13 protein-coding genes and 1 pseudogene are annotated in these 16448 nt (G+C 72.3%); 7 read left to right on the forward strand and 7 right to left on the reverse strand.

Translation table 11 applies throughout. The features are described from left to right. Nucleotides 1-142 precede the first annotated feature (142 nt). A complete protein-coding gene (locus OG472_RS35795) occupies nt 143-1090 on the forward strand; it encodes a TetR/AcrR family transcriptional regulator C-terminal domain-containing protein (protein WP_405942449.1) in 948 nt (315 codons plus the stop codon). A gap of 43 nt (nt 1091-1133) precedes the next feature. Here OG472_RS35795 and OG472_RS35800 read toward each other — a convergent pair. After that, a pseudogene (locus OG472_RS35800) lies at nt 1134-1232 on the reverse strand (enoyl-CoA hydratase); the annotation flags it as partial. A gap of 153 nt (nt 1233-1385) precedes the next feature. On the opposite strand from OG472_RS35800, the gene OG472_RS35805 reads away from it, so the two are divergent. After that, nucleotides 1386-2300 carry a cobalamin-binding protein gene (locus tag OG472_RS35805; RefSeq protein ID WP_405833045.1) on the forward strand — a complete coding sequence of 305 codons (915 nt, stop codon included), beginning with the start codon at nt 1386-1388 and terminating at the stop codon, nt 2298-2300. A gap of 18 nt (nt 2301-2318) precedes the next feature. On the opposite strand, the gene OG472_RS35810 is transcribed toward OG472_RS35805, so the two are convergent. Continuing rightward, nucleotides 2319-3722 (reverse strand): short-chain fatty acyl-CoA regulator family protein, encoded by a 1404-nt coding sequence (locus OG472_RS35810; protein ID WP_401605385.1) that lies wholly within the window; start codon nt 3720-3722, stop codon nt 2319-2321. A 390-nt stretch (nt 3723-4112) separates the two neighbouring features. Between OG472_RS35810 and aceA the strand changes: the two genes are divergently transcribed. The 4 genes from aceA to OG472_RS35830 all read left to right on the forward strand — a co-directional run bounded on the left by aceA (nt 4113) and on the right by OG472_RS35830 (nt 8707). Continuing rightward, complete coding sequence (aceA, locus tag OG472_RS35815; protein ID WP_401605388.1) at nt 4113-5414, forward strand: isocitrate lyase; 1302 nt, start codon at nt 4113-4115, stop codon at nt 5412-5414. A 106-nt stretch (nt 5415-5520) separates the two neighbouring features. Next, complete coding sequence (gene aceB / locus OG472_RS35820; RefSeq protein ID WP_405942450.1) at nt 5521-7113, forward strand: malate synthase A; 1593 nt, start codon at nt 5521-5523, stop codon at nt 7111-7113. Then, on the forward strand, nt 7110-8036 hold the full coding sequence (locus tag OG472_RS35825) for a 3-hydroxybutyryl-CoA dehydrogenase (RefSeq protein WP_405942451.1): 927 nt from the start codon (nt 7110-7112) through the stop codon (nt 8034-8036). Before aceB ends, OG472_RS35825 begins: the two co-directional genes overlap by 4 nt. A 215-nt stretch (nt 8037-8251) precedes the next feature. Next, complete coding sequence (locus OG472_RS35830) at nt 8252-8707, forward strand: SRPBCC family protein (RefSeq protein WP_405942452.1); 456 nt, start codon at nt 8252-8254, stop codon at nt 8705-8707. A gap of 21 nt (nt 8708-8728) precedes the next feature. Here the strand turns inward: OG472_RS35830 and OG472_RS35835 are convergent, their stop codons facing one another. The 5 genes from OG472_RS35835 to OG472_RS35855 all read right to left on the reverse strand — a co-directional run bounded on the left by OG472_RS35835 (nt 8729) and on the right by OG472_RS35855 (nt 14465). Then, complete coding sequence (locus OG472_RS35835) at nt 8729-10303, reverse strand: alpha/beta hydrolase (protein WP_405942453.1); 1575 nt, start codon at nt 10301-10303, stop codon at nt 8729-8731. Nucleotides 10304-10445: 142 nt separating this feature from the next. Beyond that, nucleotides 10446-10982, reverse strand: a complete 537-nt coding sequence (locus OG472_RS35840; RefSeq protein ID WP_401605399.1) for a hypothetical protein — start codon at nt 10980-10982, stop codon at nt 10446-10448. Nucleotides 10983-11110: 128 nt separating this feature from the next. Further along, nucleotides 11111-12073 carry an SCO0930 family lipoprotein gene (locus tag OG472_RS35845; protein ID WP_401606437.1) on the reverse strand — a complete coding sequence of 321 codons (963 nt, stop codon included), beginning with the start codon at nt 12071-12073 and terminating at the stop codon, nt 11111-11113. A gap of 137 nt (nt 12074-12210) precedes the next feature. Further along, nucleotides 12211-13659, reverse strand: a complete 1449-nt coding sequence (locus tag OG472_RS35850; RefSeq protein ID WP_401605401.1) for an NADH-ubiquinone oxidoreductase-F iron-sulfur binding region domain-containing protein — start codon at nt 13657-13659, stop codon at nt 12211-12213. Beyond that, on the reverse strand, nt 13656-14465 hold the full coding sequence (locus OG472_RS35855; protein WP_401605403.1) for a hypothetical protein: 810 nt from the start codon (nt 14463-14465) through the stop codon (nt 13656-13658). The genes OG472_RS35850 and OG472_RS35855 overlap by 4 nt, the downstream gene beginning before the upstream one ends. A gap of 603 nt (nt 14466-15068) precedes the next feature. On the opposite strand from OG472_RS35855, the gene OG472_RS35860 reads away from it, so the two are divergent. Next, nucleotides 15069-16364 (forward strand): PucR family transcriptional regulator, encoded by a 1296-nt coding sequence (locus tag OG472_RS35860; RefSeq protein ID WP_405942454.1) that lies wholly within the window; start codon nt 15069-15071, stop codon nt 16362-16364. The last annotated feature ends 84 nt before the right edge of the window (nt 16365-16448 follow it).

Consider the following 16448-nt stretch of genomic DNA (forward strand, 5'->3'; position numbering starts at 1 on the left):
GCTGTAAGTGCTCTGAACGTACGCCGTACGAGCAGCACCCTCAACTGGGCTTATCTGTCAGGTGTACTAGGACAGATGGGTCCGCGCTCCGGATCGCCGCTGCTACCCTCTGCACTAGTACAGGAGAAGGAGGCGGCAGGACGTGACGAAGGCCACAGGCGCGGCGGGGGATCCGCCCTATCTGCGCATCGTCGCCGCGATCCGGCAGCGGATCGCGAACGGTGAACTCGCCCCGGGGGAGCGGGTTCCCTCGACCCGGCAGCTCGCCGCGCAGTGGGGTGTCGCGCTCGCCACCGCCACCAAGGCTCTGACCACCCTGCGACTGGAAGGACTTGTCGAGGCACGGCCCCGGATCGGCACGGTCGTCGCCGAAACCACGCGCGCCGCGCCGGCCCGCAGGCGCCCGCCGTCCGCCCCGGACGCCGAGCAGGAGCTGAGCCTCGACCGGATCGTCCGCACCGCCATCGAGATCGCCGACGCCGAAGGGCTCCAGGCGCTCTCCATGCGCGGCGTCGCGGCCCGGCTCGGCGTGGCGGCGATGTCGACCTACCGCTACGTCCCGAGCAAGGAGGACCTCGTCCTCCACATGGCCGACGCCGCGTTCGGCGAGGAGTCCTGCCCCGCGGACGCACCCGGCGACTGGCGTGCCCGCATCGAGCTGGGCGGCCGGACCCTGTGGGGCCTGTACCGCAAGCACCCGTGGCTGGCCCAGCTCGGTTCCCTCACACGCCCGTTGCTCGTACCCAACCTGATGGTGCACGGCGAGTGGATGCTGGCCGCCCTCGACGGCCACGGCCTCGACTCCACCACGCTGTTCGACATCCACGTCCTGCTCTACAGCCACGTCCAGGGCCTTGCCGCGCACCTCGAACTGGAAGCGCACGCCGAGGCCGCCACCGGCCAGTCGGAGGAGCAGTGGATGGACAGCCGCGCCCCGGCCCTCCGGGGGCTGGTGGAATCCGGCCGCTTCCCGACCTTCACCCGCGTGGTCGGATCCTTCGAGGACGGCTACGACCTGCGTCTCGACGCGCTCTTCGAGCTCGGCCTCAAGGCACTCCTCGACGGCCTGGCGCCCCTCGTCGACGGCTGATCAGGGTGGGCCCGCGGTGCTCGCGGCGGGCCCACCGCGAGGCTCAGCCGTGGACGAACCCCGGCGGGCGCTTGTCCACGAAGGCCGCCATGCCCTCCTTCTGATCGGCAGTGGCGAACACCGCCTGGAACAGCCGCCGTTCGCCGTCGTTGAGGCCGATCACGATGATGCGGAAGCCGTCTCCCCCGGAGCCGAGCCGCCGGTCGGCGGGGATGTGGACGCCGTCGACTACCACGTGCCGGGTGGGCTGCGCGTTCCAGCCGCCCGTGCGCAGCGCTGCGCCTACAGTCGGGGCATGCGCATCGTCTCCCTGCTGCCGGCCGCCACCGACATCGTCGCCGAGCTCGGTCTGGCCGGTGACCTGGTGGGACGCACCCACGAATGCGACTGGCCGGCGCAGGACGTCGCCGGTGTCCCGGTGGTCACCGCGGCCGAATTCTCCGCCGAGACGCTCAGCAGCCGGGAGATCTCCGACGCCGTCGGCGGCGCGGCGCACTCCGGATCCTCCCTCTACACCCTCGACACCGAGGCCCTGGCGGCCCTCGCCCCCGACGTGGTGCTGACCCAGGACCTGTGCGACGTCTGCGCCGTGTCCTACCGCGGGGTGTCGCAGGCGGTCCGGGTGCTCGACGCCGGTCCGCGGGTGCTCAGCCTGGAGCCCCGCACCCTGGACGACGTACTGGACTGCCTGGTCACCGTGGGGGAGTTGCTCGGCGTGCGCGAGCGGGCCGAGCGGCGGCGCGGGGAACTGCGGGCACGGCTCGCCGGGGTGCGCCGTGCGACGGCGGGGCTCGCCCGGCCCCGGGTGGTGGCCGTCGAATGGCTCGACCCGCTGTGGCCGGCCGGGCACTGGGTCCCCGAACAGATCGACTGCGCCGGCGGCGAGCCGCTGCTCGCCGCGCCGGGGGAGCACACCAAGGCGATGACCTGGGACGAGGTCGTCGCCGCCCGCCCCGACGTCCTCCTCGTCCTGCCCTGCGGCTTCCCTCCCGAGCGCACCCTGCGGGAGCGGGAGCTGCTCACCTCCCTGCCCGGCTGGGACGAGCTGCCCGCCGTACGCTCCGGCGCCGTCTGGGTCCTCGACGGGCCGGCGTACTTCAACCGCCCCGGGCCCCGCGTGGTGCGCGGCGCGGAGGTGCTCGCCCACGTGCTGCACTCCGTACGGGCCGGTGAACCCGTGACCGCGGCGGAGGCCCGGCGGCTGGACTGAGCCGCCCCGCGGCGCCGGTCAGCCGCGTTCCGCGGTCACCGGGTACGGGATGAAGGTGCTGCTGTTCTCGTCGACGGCGAGGGTGCGGCCGAGCGGCGGGACCGCCCGCTGGGGGCAGTCGAGGCGCTCGCAGAGGCGGCAGCCCATGCCGATGGGCGTGGCCGCAGCCCTGTTGTCCAGGTCGAGCCCGTCGGAGTAGACGAGGCGGGACGCGTGCCGGATCTCGCAGCCCAGGCCGATCGCGAAGGTCTTGCCGGGCTCGCCCCAGCCGCCCCGGTGGCGGGTGACGGCGCGGGCGGTCCACAGGTGGCGCTGCCCGTCGGGCATGGCCGCGACCTGGACGTGGATGCGGCCGGGCGCGGCGAAGGCCTCGTAGACGTTCCACAGCGGGCAGGTGCCGCCGGCCCGGGAGAAGTGGAAGCCCGTGGCGGACTGCCGTTTGGACATGTTCCCGGCCCGGTCCACGCGGACGAAGGAGAAGGGCACCCCGCGCAGCCTGGGCCGTTGCAGGGTGCTGAGGCGGTGGCAGACGGTTTCGTAGCCGAGGCCGAAGTGGTCGGTGAGCCGCTCGATGTCGTAGCGGAACTCCTCTGCCGCCGTGTGGAAGGCGCCGTACGGGAGGATCAGCGCCGCGGCGAAGTAGTTCGCGATGCCGATCCGGGCCAGGCCGTGGGACGCTGAACCGGGCGGGAAGTCCTCTGCCGCCAGCCCGTCCAGCTCCTCGCCGTACTCCAGCAGGGCCAGCTGGGTGGCGAGCCGGAAGGCCTGCTGGCCCGGCCGGAGCCGGCTGGAGATGTGCAGGACGCGGGCGCGCTCGTCGTAGTGGTGCAGCCGGTCCGAATCGGCCGCGAGGCGCACCCCGTGCCGGTCCGCGAGCCGCGCGGACAGGGCGCGTACGACGTCCCCCGGCCGGATCCCCACCTCGCGGGCCAGCGCCTCGGCGGCGAGGTCGGCGTCGTGCAGGTAGTTCTGCCGCCGGTAGAAGAACTCGCGGATCTCCTCGTGCGGTGAGCGGGGTACGTCGAGCGTGCCGTCCCGGCCGTCCGCGGCCCCGGCGAGCCGCTCGGCGAGCAGCTGGCCGCGCCGGCCGAGGTCGAGCAGGACCGAGGCGACGGCGGGCATCCGGGTGGCGAGTTCCGCGAGGTCCGAGGCGGACACGCGGGCCTCGGCGACCTCCGTGGCCAGCGCCTCGCGGAGGTCGGCCACCAGCCGGGAGGTGTCGCGCTCCGAGAAGAAACCGGGGTCGACGCCGAACGCCTCGGTGAGCCGCAGGAGCACCGGGACGGTGAGCGGGCGCGAGTCGTGCTCCATCTGGTTGAGGTAGCTGGGCGAGATCGCGAGGACTCGCGCCAACTCCGCCTGGCTCATGCGCCGTTCCTCGCGCAACCGCCGCAGCCGCGCACCCGCGTACGTCTTGCTCACCGTGCTCCTCGCCTGCTCCTGGTGTGCCGGGGACAGCCGCAACCCTACGCGGGATCCGCGCCCCGCCAAGGTTTGCAAACTTGGCAAAACGGCCTGTGAAGATTCGCAGAACTTGGCATTCGTCCCTCCTTGATGGCACTCGGTGCCACTGCCAGAGTCTGTCCTGCGGCCCGCCGGACCCGGCGGCCGAGACGGACGCCCCGGGCGCGATTCATGCCCTGATGTCGGAGATCCCGGCAGTCCTGGCTCGGTGGTTCGGCAACATTGCTCAGTTCGGCCCACGGGTCGGTCCGGCGGCCGCGATCCCCTACTCAGGCACACGGTGCCAGCACCTTGCACAGCTGACCAGAACATTGGCAGATCAAGCGATTCACGGAGACGGTGACGGTCATGGCAGAGGCGAACACGACGGCGGCGGCCCAGCAGCTCGAACAGCGGTGGGCCACGGACCCGCGGTGGGCCGGGATCGAGCGCACCTACACCGCCGAGGACGTGGTGCGGCTGTCCGGCAGCGTCCGCGAGGAGCACACCCTCGCCCGGCGCGGAGCCGAGCGGCTGTGGCGGCAGCTGCACGAGCGGGACTACGTCCACGCGCTCGGCGCGCTCACCGGCGGCCAGGCCGTCCAGCAGGTCCGGGCCGGACTGCAGGCGATCTACCTCTCGGGCTGGCAGGTCGCCGCCGACGCCAACCAGGCCGGCCACACCTACCCCGACCAGAGCCTGTACCCGGTCAACTCGGTGCCGCAGGTGGTGCGCCGGATCAACAACGCGCTGCTGCGCGCCGACCAGATCGCCACCGCCGAGGGCGGCACGACAGGCTCGTCCGACGGGGGGACGGACTGGCTGGCGCCGATCGTCGCCGACGCCGAAGCCGGTTTCGGCGGCCCGCTCAACGCCTTCGAACTGACCAAGGCGATGATCGCGGCGGGCGCGGCCGGCATCCACTACGAGGACCAGCTGGCCTCCGAGAAGAAGTGCGGCCACCTGGGCGGCAAGGTGCTCGTGCCGACCGCGCAGCACATCCGCACCCTCAACGCGGCCCGCCTGGCCGCCGACATCGCCGATGTCCCCACCCTGGTCATCGCCCGTACGGACGCCCTCGCCGCCACCCTGCTGACCAGCGACGTCGACGAGCGCGACGCGCAGTTCGTGACGGGTGAGCGCACGGCGGAGGGCTTCTACCGCGTCCGGAACGGCATGGCGCCCGTCATCGCCCGCGGCCTCGCCTACGCCCCGTACGCCGACCTGATCTGGGTCGAGACCGGCACCCCGGACCTCGCCCAGGCCCGCGAGTTCGCCGAGGCGATCCACGCCGAGCACCCGGACCAGATGCTCGCCTACAACTGCTCGCCCTCCTTCAACTGGAAGGCGGCGCTGGACGACGACCAGATCGCCAAGTTCCAGCGGGAGCTGGGTGCGATGGGCTACCGCTTCCAGTTCATCACCCTGGCCGGCTTCCACTCCCTCAACCACGGCATGTTCGAGCTCGCCCGCGGCTACGCCGAGCACGGCATGACCGCGTACGTCGACCTCCAGGAGCGCGAGTTCGCCGCCCAGGAGCACGGGTTCACCGCGGTCAGGCACCAGCGCGAGGTCGGCACCGGCTACTTCGACCTGGTCTCCACCGCCGTCAACCCCGCCTCCTCCACCACTGCGCTCTCCGGCTCCACCGAGGAAGAGCAGTTCCACTAGGCCGCGCCCGCCCGCGGTCGGGTGGGGGCGCCAGCCCCACCCGCGCCGCAGGCCCGCCCCGCGCCCGTGTCCCTCCCCGCCCGCCGCTCCCGCCGAGGAGACCCGCATGTCCACCACCGAACTCACCGGTCGCGTCCAGGTCCTCGGCGCACCGGGCGACCGCTTCGCCGAGATCCTCACCCCCGCCGCCCTCGACTTCCTCGCCCGGCTCCACACCGCCTTCGGCGACCGCCGCGAGGAGCTGCTCGGGGAACGGCGCCGGCGCACCACCCTGCTCGCCTCCGGCACCCCGCTCGACTTCTCCCGCGCGACCATCCCGGTCCGCGCCGACGCCGACTGGCGCGTCGCCGCGCCCGCCCCGGGCCTCACCGACCGGCGCGTGGAGATCACCGGCCCGCCCGAGCGCCGGATGACCGTCAACGCACTCAACTCCGGTGCCCGGGTCTGGATGGCCGACTTCGAGGACGCCACCGCACCCACCTGGGCCAACGTCATCGGCGGCCAGCTGAACCTGCTCGACGCGATCGAACGCCGGATCGACTTCACCACTCCGGAGGGCAAGGAGTACCGGCTCGGGACGGACCTCGCGACCATCATGGTCCGCCCCCGCGGCTGGCACCTGACCGAGCAGCACCTGGAGGTCGACGGCCGCCCCGTTCCGGCCTCCCTGGTGGACTTCGGGCTGTACTTCTTCCACTGCGCGCAGCGCCAGATCGACGCCGGCCACGGTCCGTACTTCTACCTCCCCAAGCTGGAGAACCGGTACGAGGCCCGGCTCTGGAACGACGTCTTCCTCCTCGCCCAGGAGCTCCTCGGCATCCCCCGCGGCACCATCCGCGCCACCGTCCTCATCGAGACGGTCACCGCCGCCTTCGAGATGGAAGAGATCCTCTACGAGCTGCGCGAACACAGCGCGGGACTGAACGCGGGGCGCTGGGACTACCTGTTCAGCCTGATCAAGACCTTCGGCCACCGCACCGACTTCCAGCTCCCCGACCGGGCCAAGGTCACGATGACCGCCCCGTTCATGCGCGCGTACACCGAACTGCTCGTCCGTACCTGCCACAAGAGGGGCGCCCACGCCATCGGCGGCATGGCCGCCCACGTCCCCGGCAAGGACGCCGGGGCGAACGCCGCCGCCCTCGCCAAGGTCCGTCTCGACAAGGAGCGCGAGGCGGAGGACGGCTTCGACGGCTCATGGGTGGCCCACCCCGGACTCGTCCCCGTCTGCCGCGAGGTCTTCGGCGGGGTGCTCGGCGCGCGGCCCCACCAGCTCGACCGGCTGCGCGAGGACGTCCACGTCACCGCCGCCGACCTGCTGTCGGTCCGGCGGATCAGCGGCCCGCCCACCCCGGAGGGGATCCGCGCCAACACCGCCGTCGCGCTGCGGTACTTCGACGCCTGGCTGCGCGGCAGCGGAGCGGTCGCCCTGTACGGCCTCATGGAGGACGCGGCGACCGCCGAGATCGCCCGGGTCCAGCTCTGGCAGTGGCTGCGCCACGGCACCGCCGACCGCGAGGACGTACGGGAGATCCTCGCCGCGGAGTGCGCCGCGCTCGCCAAGGAGCAGCCGGACGCCCTGGTCGCCGAGGCCGCCGCCGTCTTCGAGCGCACGGCGCTCGCCCGGGACCTGCCGGCCTTCTTCACCCTGGACGCGTACGAGCGCCACCTGGTTCGCCACCCGGAGGCCCGCTCATGAGCGCCGCCCCCGCCCCGGGCACCGGCGTCCCCGGCCCCGGCGTCCCCGGCATCGGCACGGCCGGCATCCGCCGGGTCGGCATCGTCGGCGGCGGCCGGATGGGCGCCGGCATCGCCGAGGTGTGCGCCCGCGCCGGCCTCGACACCGTGGTCTGCGAAGCAGACGCCACCGCCGCGCGCGCCGCCCGCGAACGCGTGGCCGTCTCCCTCGAACGCGCCGTCCAGCGCGGCAAACTGGACCGGTTCACCGCCGAGGACGCCCTGGCCCGGCTGGTCTTCTCCGGCAGCCTCGACGACCTCGCCGACCGGCAGCTCGTCGTCGAGGCCGTCGTGGAGAACGCCGGGGTGAAGACGGAGGTCTTCACGGCTCTCGACAAGATCGTCGAGGACCCGGAGGCCATCCTCGCGACCAACACCTCCGCCATCCCCGTGATGCGCCTGGCCATGGCCACCGGCCGCGCCGACCGCGTGGTGGGCCTGCACTTCTTCAACCCCGTACCGGTCCTGCCCCTGGTGGAGATCGTCTCCTCGCTGCACACCGGCCGCGGCACCGTCGAGACGGTCGAGGCGTTCGCCCGCGACACCCTCGGCAAGACGGCCGTCCACTCGCAGGACCGGTCCGGCTTCGTCGTCAACGCGCTGCTGGTCCCGTACCTGCTCTCGGCCATCCGGATGGCCGAGTCCGGCTTCGCCACCGCCGCCGACGTCGACACGGCCATGGAACTGGGCTGCGCCCACCCCATGGGCCCGCTCAAGCTCGCCGACCTGATCGGCCTGGACACCGTCGCGGCCATCGCGGAATCCCTGTACGAGGAGTTCAAGGAGCCGCTCTACGCCCCGCCCCCGCTGCTGCAGCGGATGGTCCAGGCGGGGCTGCTGGGCCGCAAGAGCGGCCGCGGGTTCCACACATACGACCGGGGCTGATGAGGGACCCGGTGGTGCCGCTGCGGGGTTGAGGGACCCCGGCGGCGCGGACAAGGAGCGCGGAGCGGCCCGGTGGCCCGCTCCGCGCTCCTGTCGGGAGGCGCTCCGTCCGGACGGACGCGGGGCTGCGGCCCCGGCCGCCCGGCCGTCGGCGCGCGCACAGGGCGGCGTTCTGGGATCGTGGATCACAGGTGCAGTCACACCGAGGAGCCGACATGTCCGGACAGTTCGAGGCGAGCGTCGAGATCGACCGGCCGGTCGAGGAGGTCTTCGCCTACCTCGCCGACGGGCGCAACGACCCGGATTTCAGCCCGCGCGTCCAGGAGATCACCAGGACCCCGGACGGCCCCACGGCCCTCGGCACGGTCTTCCGCAGCACGGTCAAGGACGCCGGGATGAAGACCGCCCGAGAGTTCCGCATCGTCGGCTTCGACCCGCCGCACCGGATCCGCTGGACCGAACAGAGCAAGAACCTCGTCACCGCCGAGGGCGGCTACGACCTCGAAGCCCTCCCCGGCGGCCGCACCCGGGTCCGGATCTTCAACACCCTGCACGGCCACGGCCTCGGCAAACTGCTCGTCGGTATCGCGGTGAGCGCCGCGCGCAAGGACGCCCCCGCTTTCGGCCGCCGTATCAAGGCCGCCGCGGAGGCGTCTCGCGCTCAACCCTGAGCGGGCATCGTCCGGACGGTGTCAGAACCGCCCGGGGCCGGCCGGGATCGGCAGCCGCTTCGACGGGGCCAGGGACTCGCGCTGCCCGGCAGCGCCCGCCGGGTTCTGGCAGGTCACGTCCTGGGCGGGCAGCCTGCCCGTGGTCAGGTACGCGTGGACCGGCGCGTTGGCGCAGGAGGAGGGGTCGGCGAGGTACACCCCGTGGCCCTCACCGCCGGCCGCCAGCACCATCCGCGAGCCCTTGAGCGCGCGGTGCAGGCCCTGCCCGCTGACGAGCGGGGTCTGGGAGTCCCACTCGTTCTGCACGGTCAGCACGTTCGCCTTCTTGTTCATCGGAGTGGCCGCCTCGACCGGCCGGTCCCAGAAGGCGCACGGCTTGATGTTGGACGCGAAGTCCCCGTACAGCGGGTACCTCGCCTTGTCCTTCGCCGCGTCCCGCTCGTACTGCTCCGTGTAGCGGGGCCAGCTGCCGGTGTCCCCGCAGGCCACCGCCCAGAAGACGGCCGTGCCGTTGTCCGAGGCGGGCTCGGCCGCCGCGCCGCCGGTCAGCAGCCGCCTCATCTCCGTCAGGGTCGTGCCCGCGGGCAGCGGCTTGCCCTCGGCCGCGGCCTTCAGGGCCACGATCATGGGAGTGGCCTGCGCCGGGTAGAAGAACACCCCGCGCGCGGAGCGGATCATGTCCCCGTCGACCTTCATGCCGTCGAAGTCGATGGGCTCCTTGTCGGCGCGCGCCACCAGCCCCCAGAAGGTCTCGGACACGGCCTTCGGGCTGTCACCCAGCTGGAATTCCGCCGACCGCTGCGCCGCCCACTGGGTCCACCGCGCGAAGGCGGGCTCGGCCTCGGTGGCCCAGACCTGGATCATGCCGCGCCAGATCCGCTGCGGGTCCACCCCGCTGTCGAGCACGAAGCGGTCCGTGCGGTCCGGGAACATCTGCGAGTACACCGCGCCGAGGTAGGTCCCGTACGAGTAGCCCAGGTACGAGAGCTTGCGCTCGCCCAGCACCGCGCGGATCGTGTCCATGTCGCGTGCCGTGTTGCGGGTGGTGATGTACGGAAGCTCCGGACCGGCCTTCTCGCGGCACTTGTCGGCGACGGTGCGCGCCCACGTCACGTCGGCGTCGAAGGTCTCAGGACGGTAGGCCCGGTTGAAGTTCTGCTCGGCGTCGTCCAGACCGCAGGTGATCGGGCTGCTGGCGCCGACACCGCGCGGGTCGAAGCCGATGAGGTCGTACTGCTCGCGGACCTCCTTGGGTATCGCCTCGTTCATCATGAGCGGCAGGTCGAGCCCGGAACCGCCGGGGCCACCGGGGTTCAGCAGCATGGCGCCGTGGCGCTTGGCCGGGTTCTCGCTCTTCATGCGGGATATGGCGAGGTCGATCGTGCGCCCGTCGGGACGCCGGTAGTCGAGCGGCACCTTGAGCGTGGCGCACTCGTACGAGGCCGGCAGCTCGGTGCTGCAGCGGTGCCAGGCGGGCTTCTGCCGCAGGTGGTCCGGTGCCGGGGCGGCCGATGCCTGGGCCGCGGACAGCAGGGGCACGGTGGACGCGAGGAGTCCGGCGGCGGCGAGCAGTGGTGCGAAGCGTTTCAGGCGCACGAAGGCGGTTCCTTTCGGTGAAGTCGCTTACAGGTCCACCTTGTTGTACGCGGAGACCTGCCGAATCATCCCGAAGGGTCGTGCCTTGTGCTCCTCACGAATGAGCTGAAATCAGAACAACTGGCCGACACGCCGTGCAGGTTCAGGGATGGGCGGAGTCGTCGGCGTGCGCAGAGGGGTCGCCGTGCTCGGAAGGACCGGTGTGTTCGGAAGATCCGGTGTGCCCGGAAGGGCCGGTGTGCTCCGAGGGGCTGCCGTGCGTGTCGCCGGTCTCCAGGGAACCGCCGAGCCGGCCGCGCACCGCCGCCAGGGCATCCTCCGAACGGGCGGTGACGACCCACCGGTCCCCGACCAGATAGATGCCGCCGTAGTTCCGGGCCTCGGCCAGCCAGGAGCGCAGCCCCTTCTCGGCGGCGAAGGTGACCATCCGGTAAGGGCCGCCCTGCCCGGTCTCGCAGCCCCCCTGCCGCAGCTCCTCGGCCTCCACGCTCACTTCGGCGGTGCAACCGATGGCCGTGGCGATCTCCTCGATCGAGGTCTGGTGCGCGGACTCCGGGGTGCGGTGCGCGGCAGCCTTCCCGGCGCAGCCGCCGCACAGGAGAGCCGTGACGCACAGCGCGGCGAAGGCCGCACGGGACGGGCCCGTCCGGCGGGTGCGGCGGTAGGTGGACGAGGGCATGGCGACCTCACTGGCTGATCGGGAAGGGGGTCGTGGTGCCCGGGAGGGGAGGGCCCGGGCACCACGCGTCGAGGGGAGGGGTGGGGAGGAAGGAGAGGGGGGCTGCGGCGGGAGGGACCGGTCGGGTCCTAGCCGACGACCTTCGCCTTCTTGCCCTTGTCGGTGACGGCGAACCAGAGGCCCTTGTTGTTGTGTCCGCTGATGTCCCCGGGTTCCTTGTCGCCGGTGAACGTGTAGACCGGCCAGCAGTCGATCGTCAATTGCTCACTGCCGTCGGGCCGCTTCACCTTGCCGATCAATTCGGCGGCAATTCCCTTCACATTCGCCTTGTCGACCGGCTTGGCGGGCTTCCAGGTGTCCGTGCAGGCGTCCACGCAGCCGATTTTCATGGGCCAGGCGCTGTCCTTGTCGAACCGGTAGAGCGTCCGGCCCTCCGCGTCCGAGACAATGGGGCCGAGTTCGGCATTCTGATTGACGGCGAGTTCGGTGAGCTGCTGTGCCGAGCCGTCCTTCCCGCCCTTGTCGGCCCCGCCCTTGGCCGGTGCGGCCGGCTTCCCGCCGGGTCCCAGTACGTGCCAGGTCCCGCCGACGCCCTCACCGAGCGTGTCGCCCGCCTTGGTGTCCTTGGCGTAGCGGTACACGGGCCACCCCGCGAGCGTCAGCTGCCGGGTGCCGTCGGCCCGTTCGACCGAACCGAGCAGGGTCTTGTCGATGCCCTCACCTGCGGAGGCGTCGTCCGCGGCCACCGCGGGCCAGGCCGTGGCGCAGTCCCCCTCGCAGTTGGACTTGGGGGGCTTGGGCGTGTCCTTGTCGAACCGGTAGAGGGTGAAGCCCTGACTGTCGGTGACCCCCGCGCCGAGGTCCGCGATGTCCTGCACCTTCAGCTCCCCGGCCGGGCCGCTCTTGCCGGCCGCGCCCGGGTCGGCCCCGGCTCCGCTTCCGTAGACGTCGTCGTAGCCGTTCCCGACCTGTTTGCTGTCGCCCACCGGCTGAACCGAGCTCCCCTTTCCCGAGTAATTGTCTCCGGAGCCGCATGCGGCCGTCATCAGCAGTACCGCGACCGCCGACCCGGCGTATATTCCACGACGCATCCTCTTCACGATCTCTCCTTCAGGTTCGGTTCCGCGTTTTCTTGCCCCCCGGTAATTGATACGGGGCTTCGGACGGTGGAAGCAGAATTCCCTGGGAATTTGTCAGATCGCGCCAAGATTGAACCCGGCGCAATGGTTCAGTCCTGGATGCGCAGGGCGAGGGCCGGGCAGCGCCGCACCGCGCGCAGCGCCTTCGGCCGCAGCCGTGCCGGCACCGGCATGGACGCCTGCGCCGGAAAGCCGTCCGCGTCGAGCCGTACGACGTCGGGCACGATGTCCACGCACAGCCCGTGCCCCTTGCACAGGGTCCAGTCCACGACGAGCCGCTCCGGACTCTCGTCCTGGGGCAGCGGCAGCGCCCCCAGCACCCGTCGGCCGCACCCGCTGCCGAGGGCGTGGTCCCGGAACTCGTCCGGGAACACGCTGAGCGCCGAGGCCACGAAGCGCGAGGTGCCGTCGGGATGACTGCACGCGCCGCGGCCCAGGACCGACTTGAGCCGCGCCTCCACCATTTCGAGGGCGCCTGCGCCCCCTCCCCGGATCGCGTCCTCCAGTACGTCGGCCAGTGCGGGCAGTCCCCGTACGCAGGGGCCGCACTGGCCGGCCGACTCCTTCGCCATCCAGCGGGTCACCCGTGCCACCTCGCCGGCCGGGCAGGTGTCCTCGGGCAGCGGCAGGACCGCTCCCGCCCCCAGCCGCGCGCCGAGCGAGTCGAGGGACTGCCGGGACACCTCCGCGGCGCGGGCCGATCCCGGATCCAGCCATTTGCCGTGATAGCCGCCGACCAGGACGCCCTGGCCGGGATTGGTGCCGCACAGTTCCAGGATGTACGACAGCGCGGCCCCGGTCGGCGTCTCGACGACGGTGGAGCCGGCGACGGTCAGCAGGACCGTGCCCGGCTCGGCGGGCAGGCCGACCGTGCGGTAGTCCAGCGCGCCGAGCCGTGCGGCGACGCCGAGTTGGGCGAAGGTCTCGGTGTTGGACAGCAGGGTGGGCACACCGTTCAGGCCTCGCTCGCTGGTCCGCACCTTCTGCCCGGACGGCAGCGTGTCACCCCCGTTCAGGCCGTTGATGTGGGCGGTTCCCTCGCCGGTGACGAACCGTTCGGGGAGCAGGGCCACCCGGACCCGGCGTCCTGCCGGGCCGCGTTCCGCGACGGCGGCCCGTACCGACTGCTCCACGTCCGTCCTCGTGACCCCGACCACGACGTCCTCGGCGGAGATCGCGGCGGCGGCCAGCAGGGCTCCGTCGAGCACCAGGTGCGGGGCGTGCAGCAGCAGTGCGGTGTCCTTGAGACAACTCGGCTCTCCCTCACTGCCGTTGACGACGACGGCGGTCTGGCCCTCGCGGCCCCGGGCGGCCCGCATGACCGCGCGCAGCTTCCGGGAGAAGGGGAAGCCCGCACCGCCGCGGCCCCGCAGGTCGATGTTGTCGGCGAGGTCGACCAGCTCCTCCGGCCGGTACCGGGGCAGCGAGCCGTGCGTCGTCAGATGGGCGACGCGGTCGAGCCGGGGGGCCTGGTCGAGCCCGGCCAGCAGTCTGGGGGCGCCGACGCAACCCAGGCTGGGGGTCGGCTCGCCGGTCACAGGCGCTGCTCTCGGGTGGCGAACTGCTCCTCGGCCGGGCCGAGGCCGCCGGCCCGGCTCCGCGCGTACACGGCGGTACGCGGCGGGTCGTCGGGCCCGGGCGGCGCCGCCGGCCGGTCGAACGGGACGGGACGCGTGCCCCGCCTCGGCCGGGGCACGGCCGCCAGCACAACGGACGGCTGCGCCACGGCCTGTGGGGTGGGCGGCCGGTTCGTCACGTCACTGATGCGGGCCTTGAGACGGAAGGCGAGCACACCGGCGACACCGGCCAGGCACAGGGCGTAGGCCGCCGTGACCCAGACGTCGGCGGACCGGCCCGCCTTCAGCCCGTGCACCAGGGACGCACCCCATGCGGGGTAGGCCCCGAAGTGGAGGGCCCGCCACCACAGGGAGCGGCCCTTGGTGGCGAAGGCGCTGCGCACCGCACCGGAGACGGCAACGGCAAGGAAGAGGTATCCGGCCAGCGAGCCGAGGCCGATCAGGACCGGCTGGCCGACGTCCGTGAACGGCACCGCGGCCGAAGCCGCCGTCGTCCGCTGTTCCGCGACCTTGACCCAGATGTGGAGGGCCAGGAACCCCAGCCCCGCCACCGCGAGGCCGCGGTGCACGCCTTGGGCGAGCAGCCGGTGGCCCGACCCCAGCAGGAGCCGGTCGCTGGCCACCAGCCCCCACAGGACGGTGGAGGTGAGCGAGACGAGCGAGAGCACGCCCGCCCCGTAGTCGAGGAAGTCCCACAGATGGGTCAGGGCGCCCGCGCGGGCGGCCACGGCGAAGGAGACGATGGCCGCGCCGGCGGCGCAGATCACGCCGGGGCGCAGTCTGCCGGCAGTGGGAAGGAGGGAGGGCCGCCGAACGGCCCGCCGTCCGGCGGCCGGTGCCGCTACCGCTGCCGCGTGACGGCTCCTGCGGCGGGCTCTGTGTGAGCGGGGCATGTGAGGCTGGGGCAGGGGCATCCAGTTCTCCTGTGCGCCTGGGCTCCGAGCACTCCACCTGGCGCTCGGGCACCCGGGGGTCGTTGTGTCCTTTGTGCCCGGCAGCGCTGTGAAACTCCGCGCCGGCCGAGGGAACTTGGGGCCGGAGTGCAGCAGCATCGTGGAGCTGCACACCAGCTCCACAGGATTTATCGAAACGTGATAATTTCTCGCAGCGTGTCTCCGACGCATCGAACAACACCGGAAGATTCCCCTCCAGCGGAGGTTGCGACTGGCCACCGCGCCGCCTGTCACCTACGCGTCCCCGACGGCAAAATTACCGCAAAATCACGGGGCCGTAAGTGGCCGGACCTCTCCAGGAGGGAGTACGAGGGCCGCAACTCCTGTTCCAGACAACGTTGTTGGCGCAGGGGGCAACCTCGGCGGGCTTGTCGCTCTTCCCCGGACAAGCCTCACCCCGGCACGAACGAGGAAACGATGTGCGAACTTCTGAACCGCATCTGGTCCCGCCCGCGTGGCGAGTGGACCCGCGTCCTGCGCAAAGAACTGCCCGCGCTGGCCGCCGAGATAGTGGAGGAGCTTCTGCATGGAATTCCGGAATTTTCCGCCCTTATCGATGACAACGATGCCATCGATGACGAGTTGCTCAGGCAGTGCGTGGAAGAGGCTCTTCTCACCGCGCTCGGCTACCAGAAGCAAACCCGGGAACAGACACCGGACAAGTACGAGGACCAGGACCGGGACGAGGACCCGGACGAGGGCCCGGACGAGAGTGAGGACGACATCGCGGACACGGACAAGGGCGAAGTCGCGGCCGGGACCAGGCGCGAGACCAGGCCCGAGACCAGGGCCGAGACCAAGGCCCGGATCAAGGCCGGAATCACGGTCGAGAGGAACGACGAGTGCGAGGTCACGCACGAGGGCCGGTACGAGGGCGTTCGCGAAGGCGTTCGAGCGGAGGCCCGCGAGAGTGCCGGCGACCGCGCACGCGAGGACCTCTTCAAGGCGCTCACCGATGACCGGGCGGCTTCCGAGAGTTCCCTCGTCGAGCTCGCCGAGGCGGCCGGCTGGCCCCTCCCATCAGCCGTACGGGCCATCGTGCCGGCCACGCCCGTCGAGGCCCAGCAGCTCGCCTCCGTACTGCCCGAGGCCCTCGCCGGTTCGTTCGCGGGCCGGCCGTGCCTGCTGCTCCCCAGCCCCGACCCCGACAGCCGCGCCCCTCTGGACCAGCTGCTGCGCGGCCGGTTCGCGGCCGTCGGCCACGCGGTCCCGCTCCGGGACACGGCCTCCTCGCTGCGCTGGGCACTGCGCCTGTTCGCCCTGACGCCCGCCCGCCCGGGCCTGGAGCTGCGGGCCGTGTTCGTGGACGACCACCTCTCGACCCTGCTGCTGCTCCAGGACGAACCGCTCGCCCACGCGCTGGCCGCCCGGTGGCTGCGGCCGCTGGCCGACCTGACCCCGCGCCAGAGCGAGCGCCTGGAGGTGACCCTGCTCGCCTGGCTGGAGGGCGGCGGCGCCCCCGAGGCGGCCAAAGCCCTGAGCGTGCACCCGCAGACCGTGCGCTACCGGATGCGCCAGCTGGAGAAGCTCTTCGGCACCGGCCTGCGCGACCCCCGTACCCGCTTCGAACTGGAGATGGCCCTGCGCAGCCGCCGGCTGATGGCCCAGGTGCGGCGCCAGCACTCGCGCGTGAGCCGCAGGGCGGCGCGCGTGATCACCGCGGACTTCACCCCCGTGGTCGTCGGGCGCATGGCCCGCGTCAACGGCCTCTGAACGGCGGCTGAACCGCACGGCAACTGAACCGCAAGAGCCCGGCCCGGCCCCGTGACGACGGGGCCGGGCCGGGTCTGCGTGCGG

This window comes from Streptomyces sp. NBC_00207 (genome assembly GCF_045160965.1).
In the GTDB taxonomy this organism is placed as follows: Bacteria; Actinomycetota; Actinomycetes; order Streptomycetales; family Streptomycetaceae; genus Streptomyces.

Excerpts from the sequence above, each read along its gene's own strand:
- OG472_RS35825 (WP_405942451.1), top strand. The coding sequence starts at position 7,110 with ATGAGCGCCGCCCCCGCCCCGGGCACCGGCGTCCCCGGCCCCGGCGTC.
- aceA (WP_401605388.1), top strand. The coding sequence starts at position 4,113 with ATGGCAGAGGCGAACACGACGGCGGCGGCCCAGCAGCTCGAACAGCGG.
- OG472_RS35805 (WP_405833045.1), top strand. The coding sequence starts at position 1,386 with ATGCGCATCGTCTCCCTGCTGCCGGCCGCCACCGACATCGTCGCCGAG.
- OG472_RS35830 (WP_405942452.1), top strand. The coding sequence starts at position 8,252 with ATGTCCGGACAGTTCGAGGCGAGCGTCGAGATCGACCGGCCGGTCGAG.
- aceB (WP_405942450.1), top strand. The coding sequence starts at position 5,521 with ATGTCCACCACCGAACTCACCGGTCGCGTCCAGGTCCTCGGCGCACCG.
- OG472_RS35845 (WP_401606437.1), bottom strand. The coding sequence starts at position 12,073 with ATGCGTCGTGGAATATACGCCGGGTCGGCGGTCGCGGTACTGCTGATG.
- OG472_RS35840 (WP_401605399.1), bottom strand. The coding sequence starts at position 10,982 with ATGCCCTCGTCCACCTACCGCCGCACCCGCCGGACGGGCCCGTCCCGT.
- OG472_RS35860 (WP_405942454.1), top strand. The coding sequence starts at position 15,069 with ATGTGCGAACTTCTGAACCGCATCTGGTCCCGCCCGCGTGGCGAGTGG.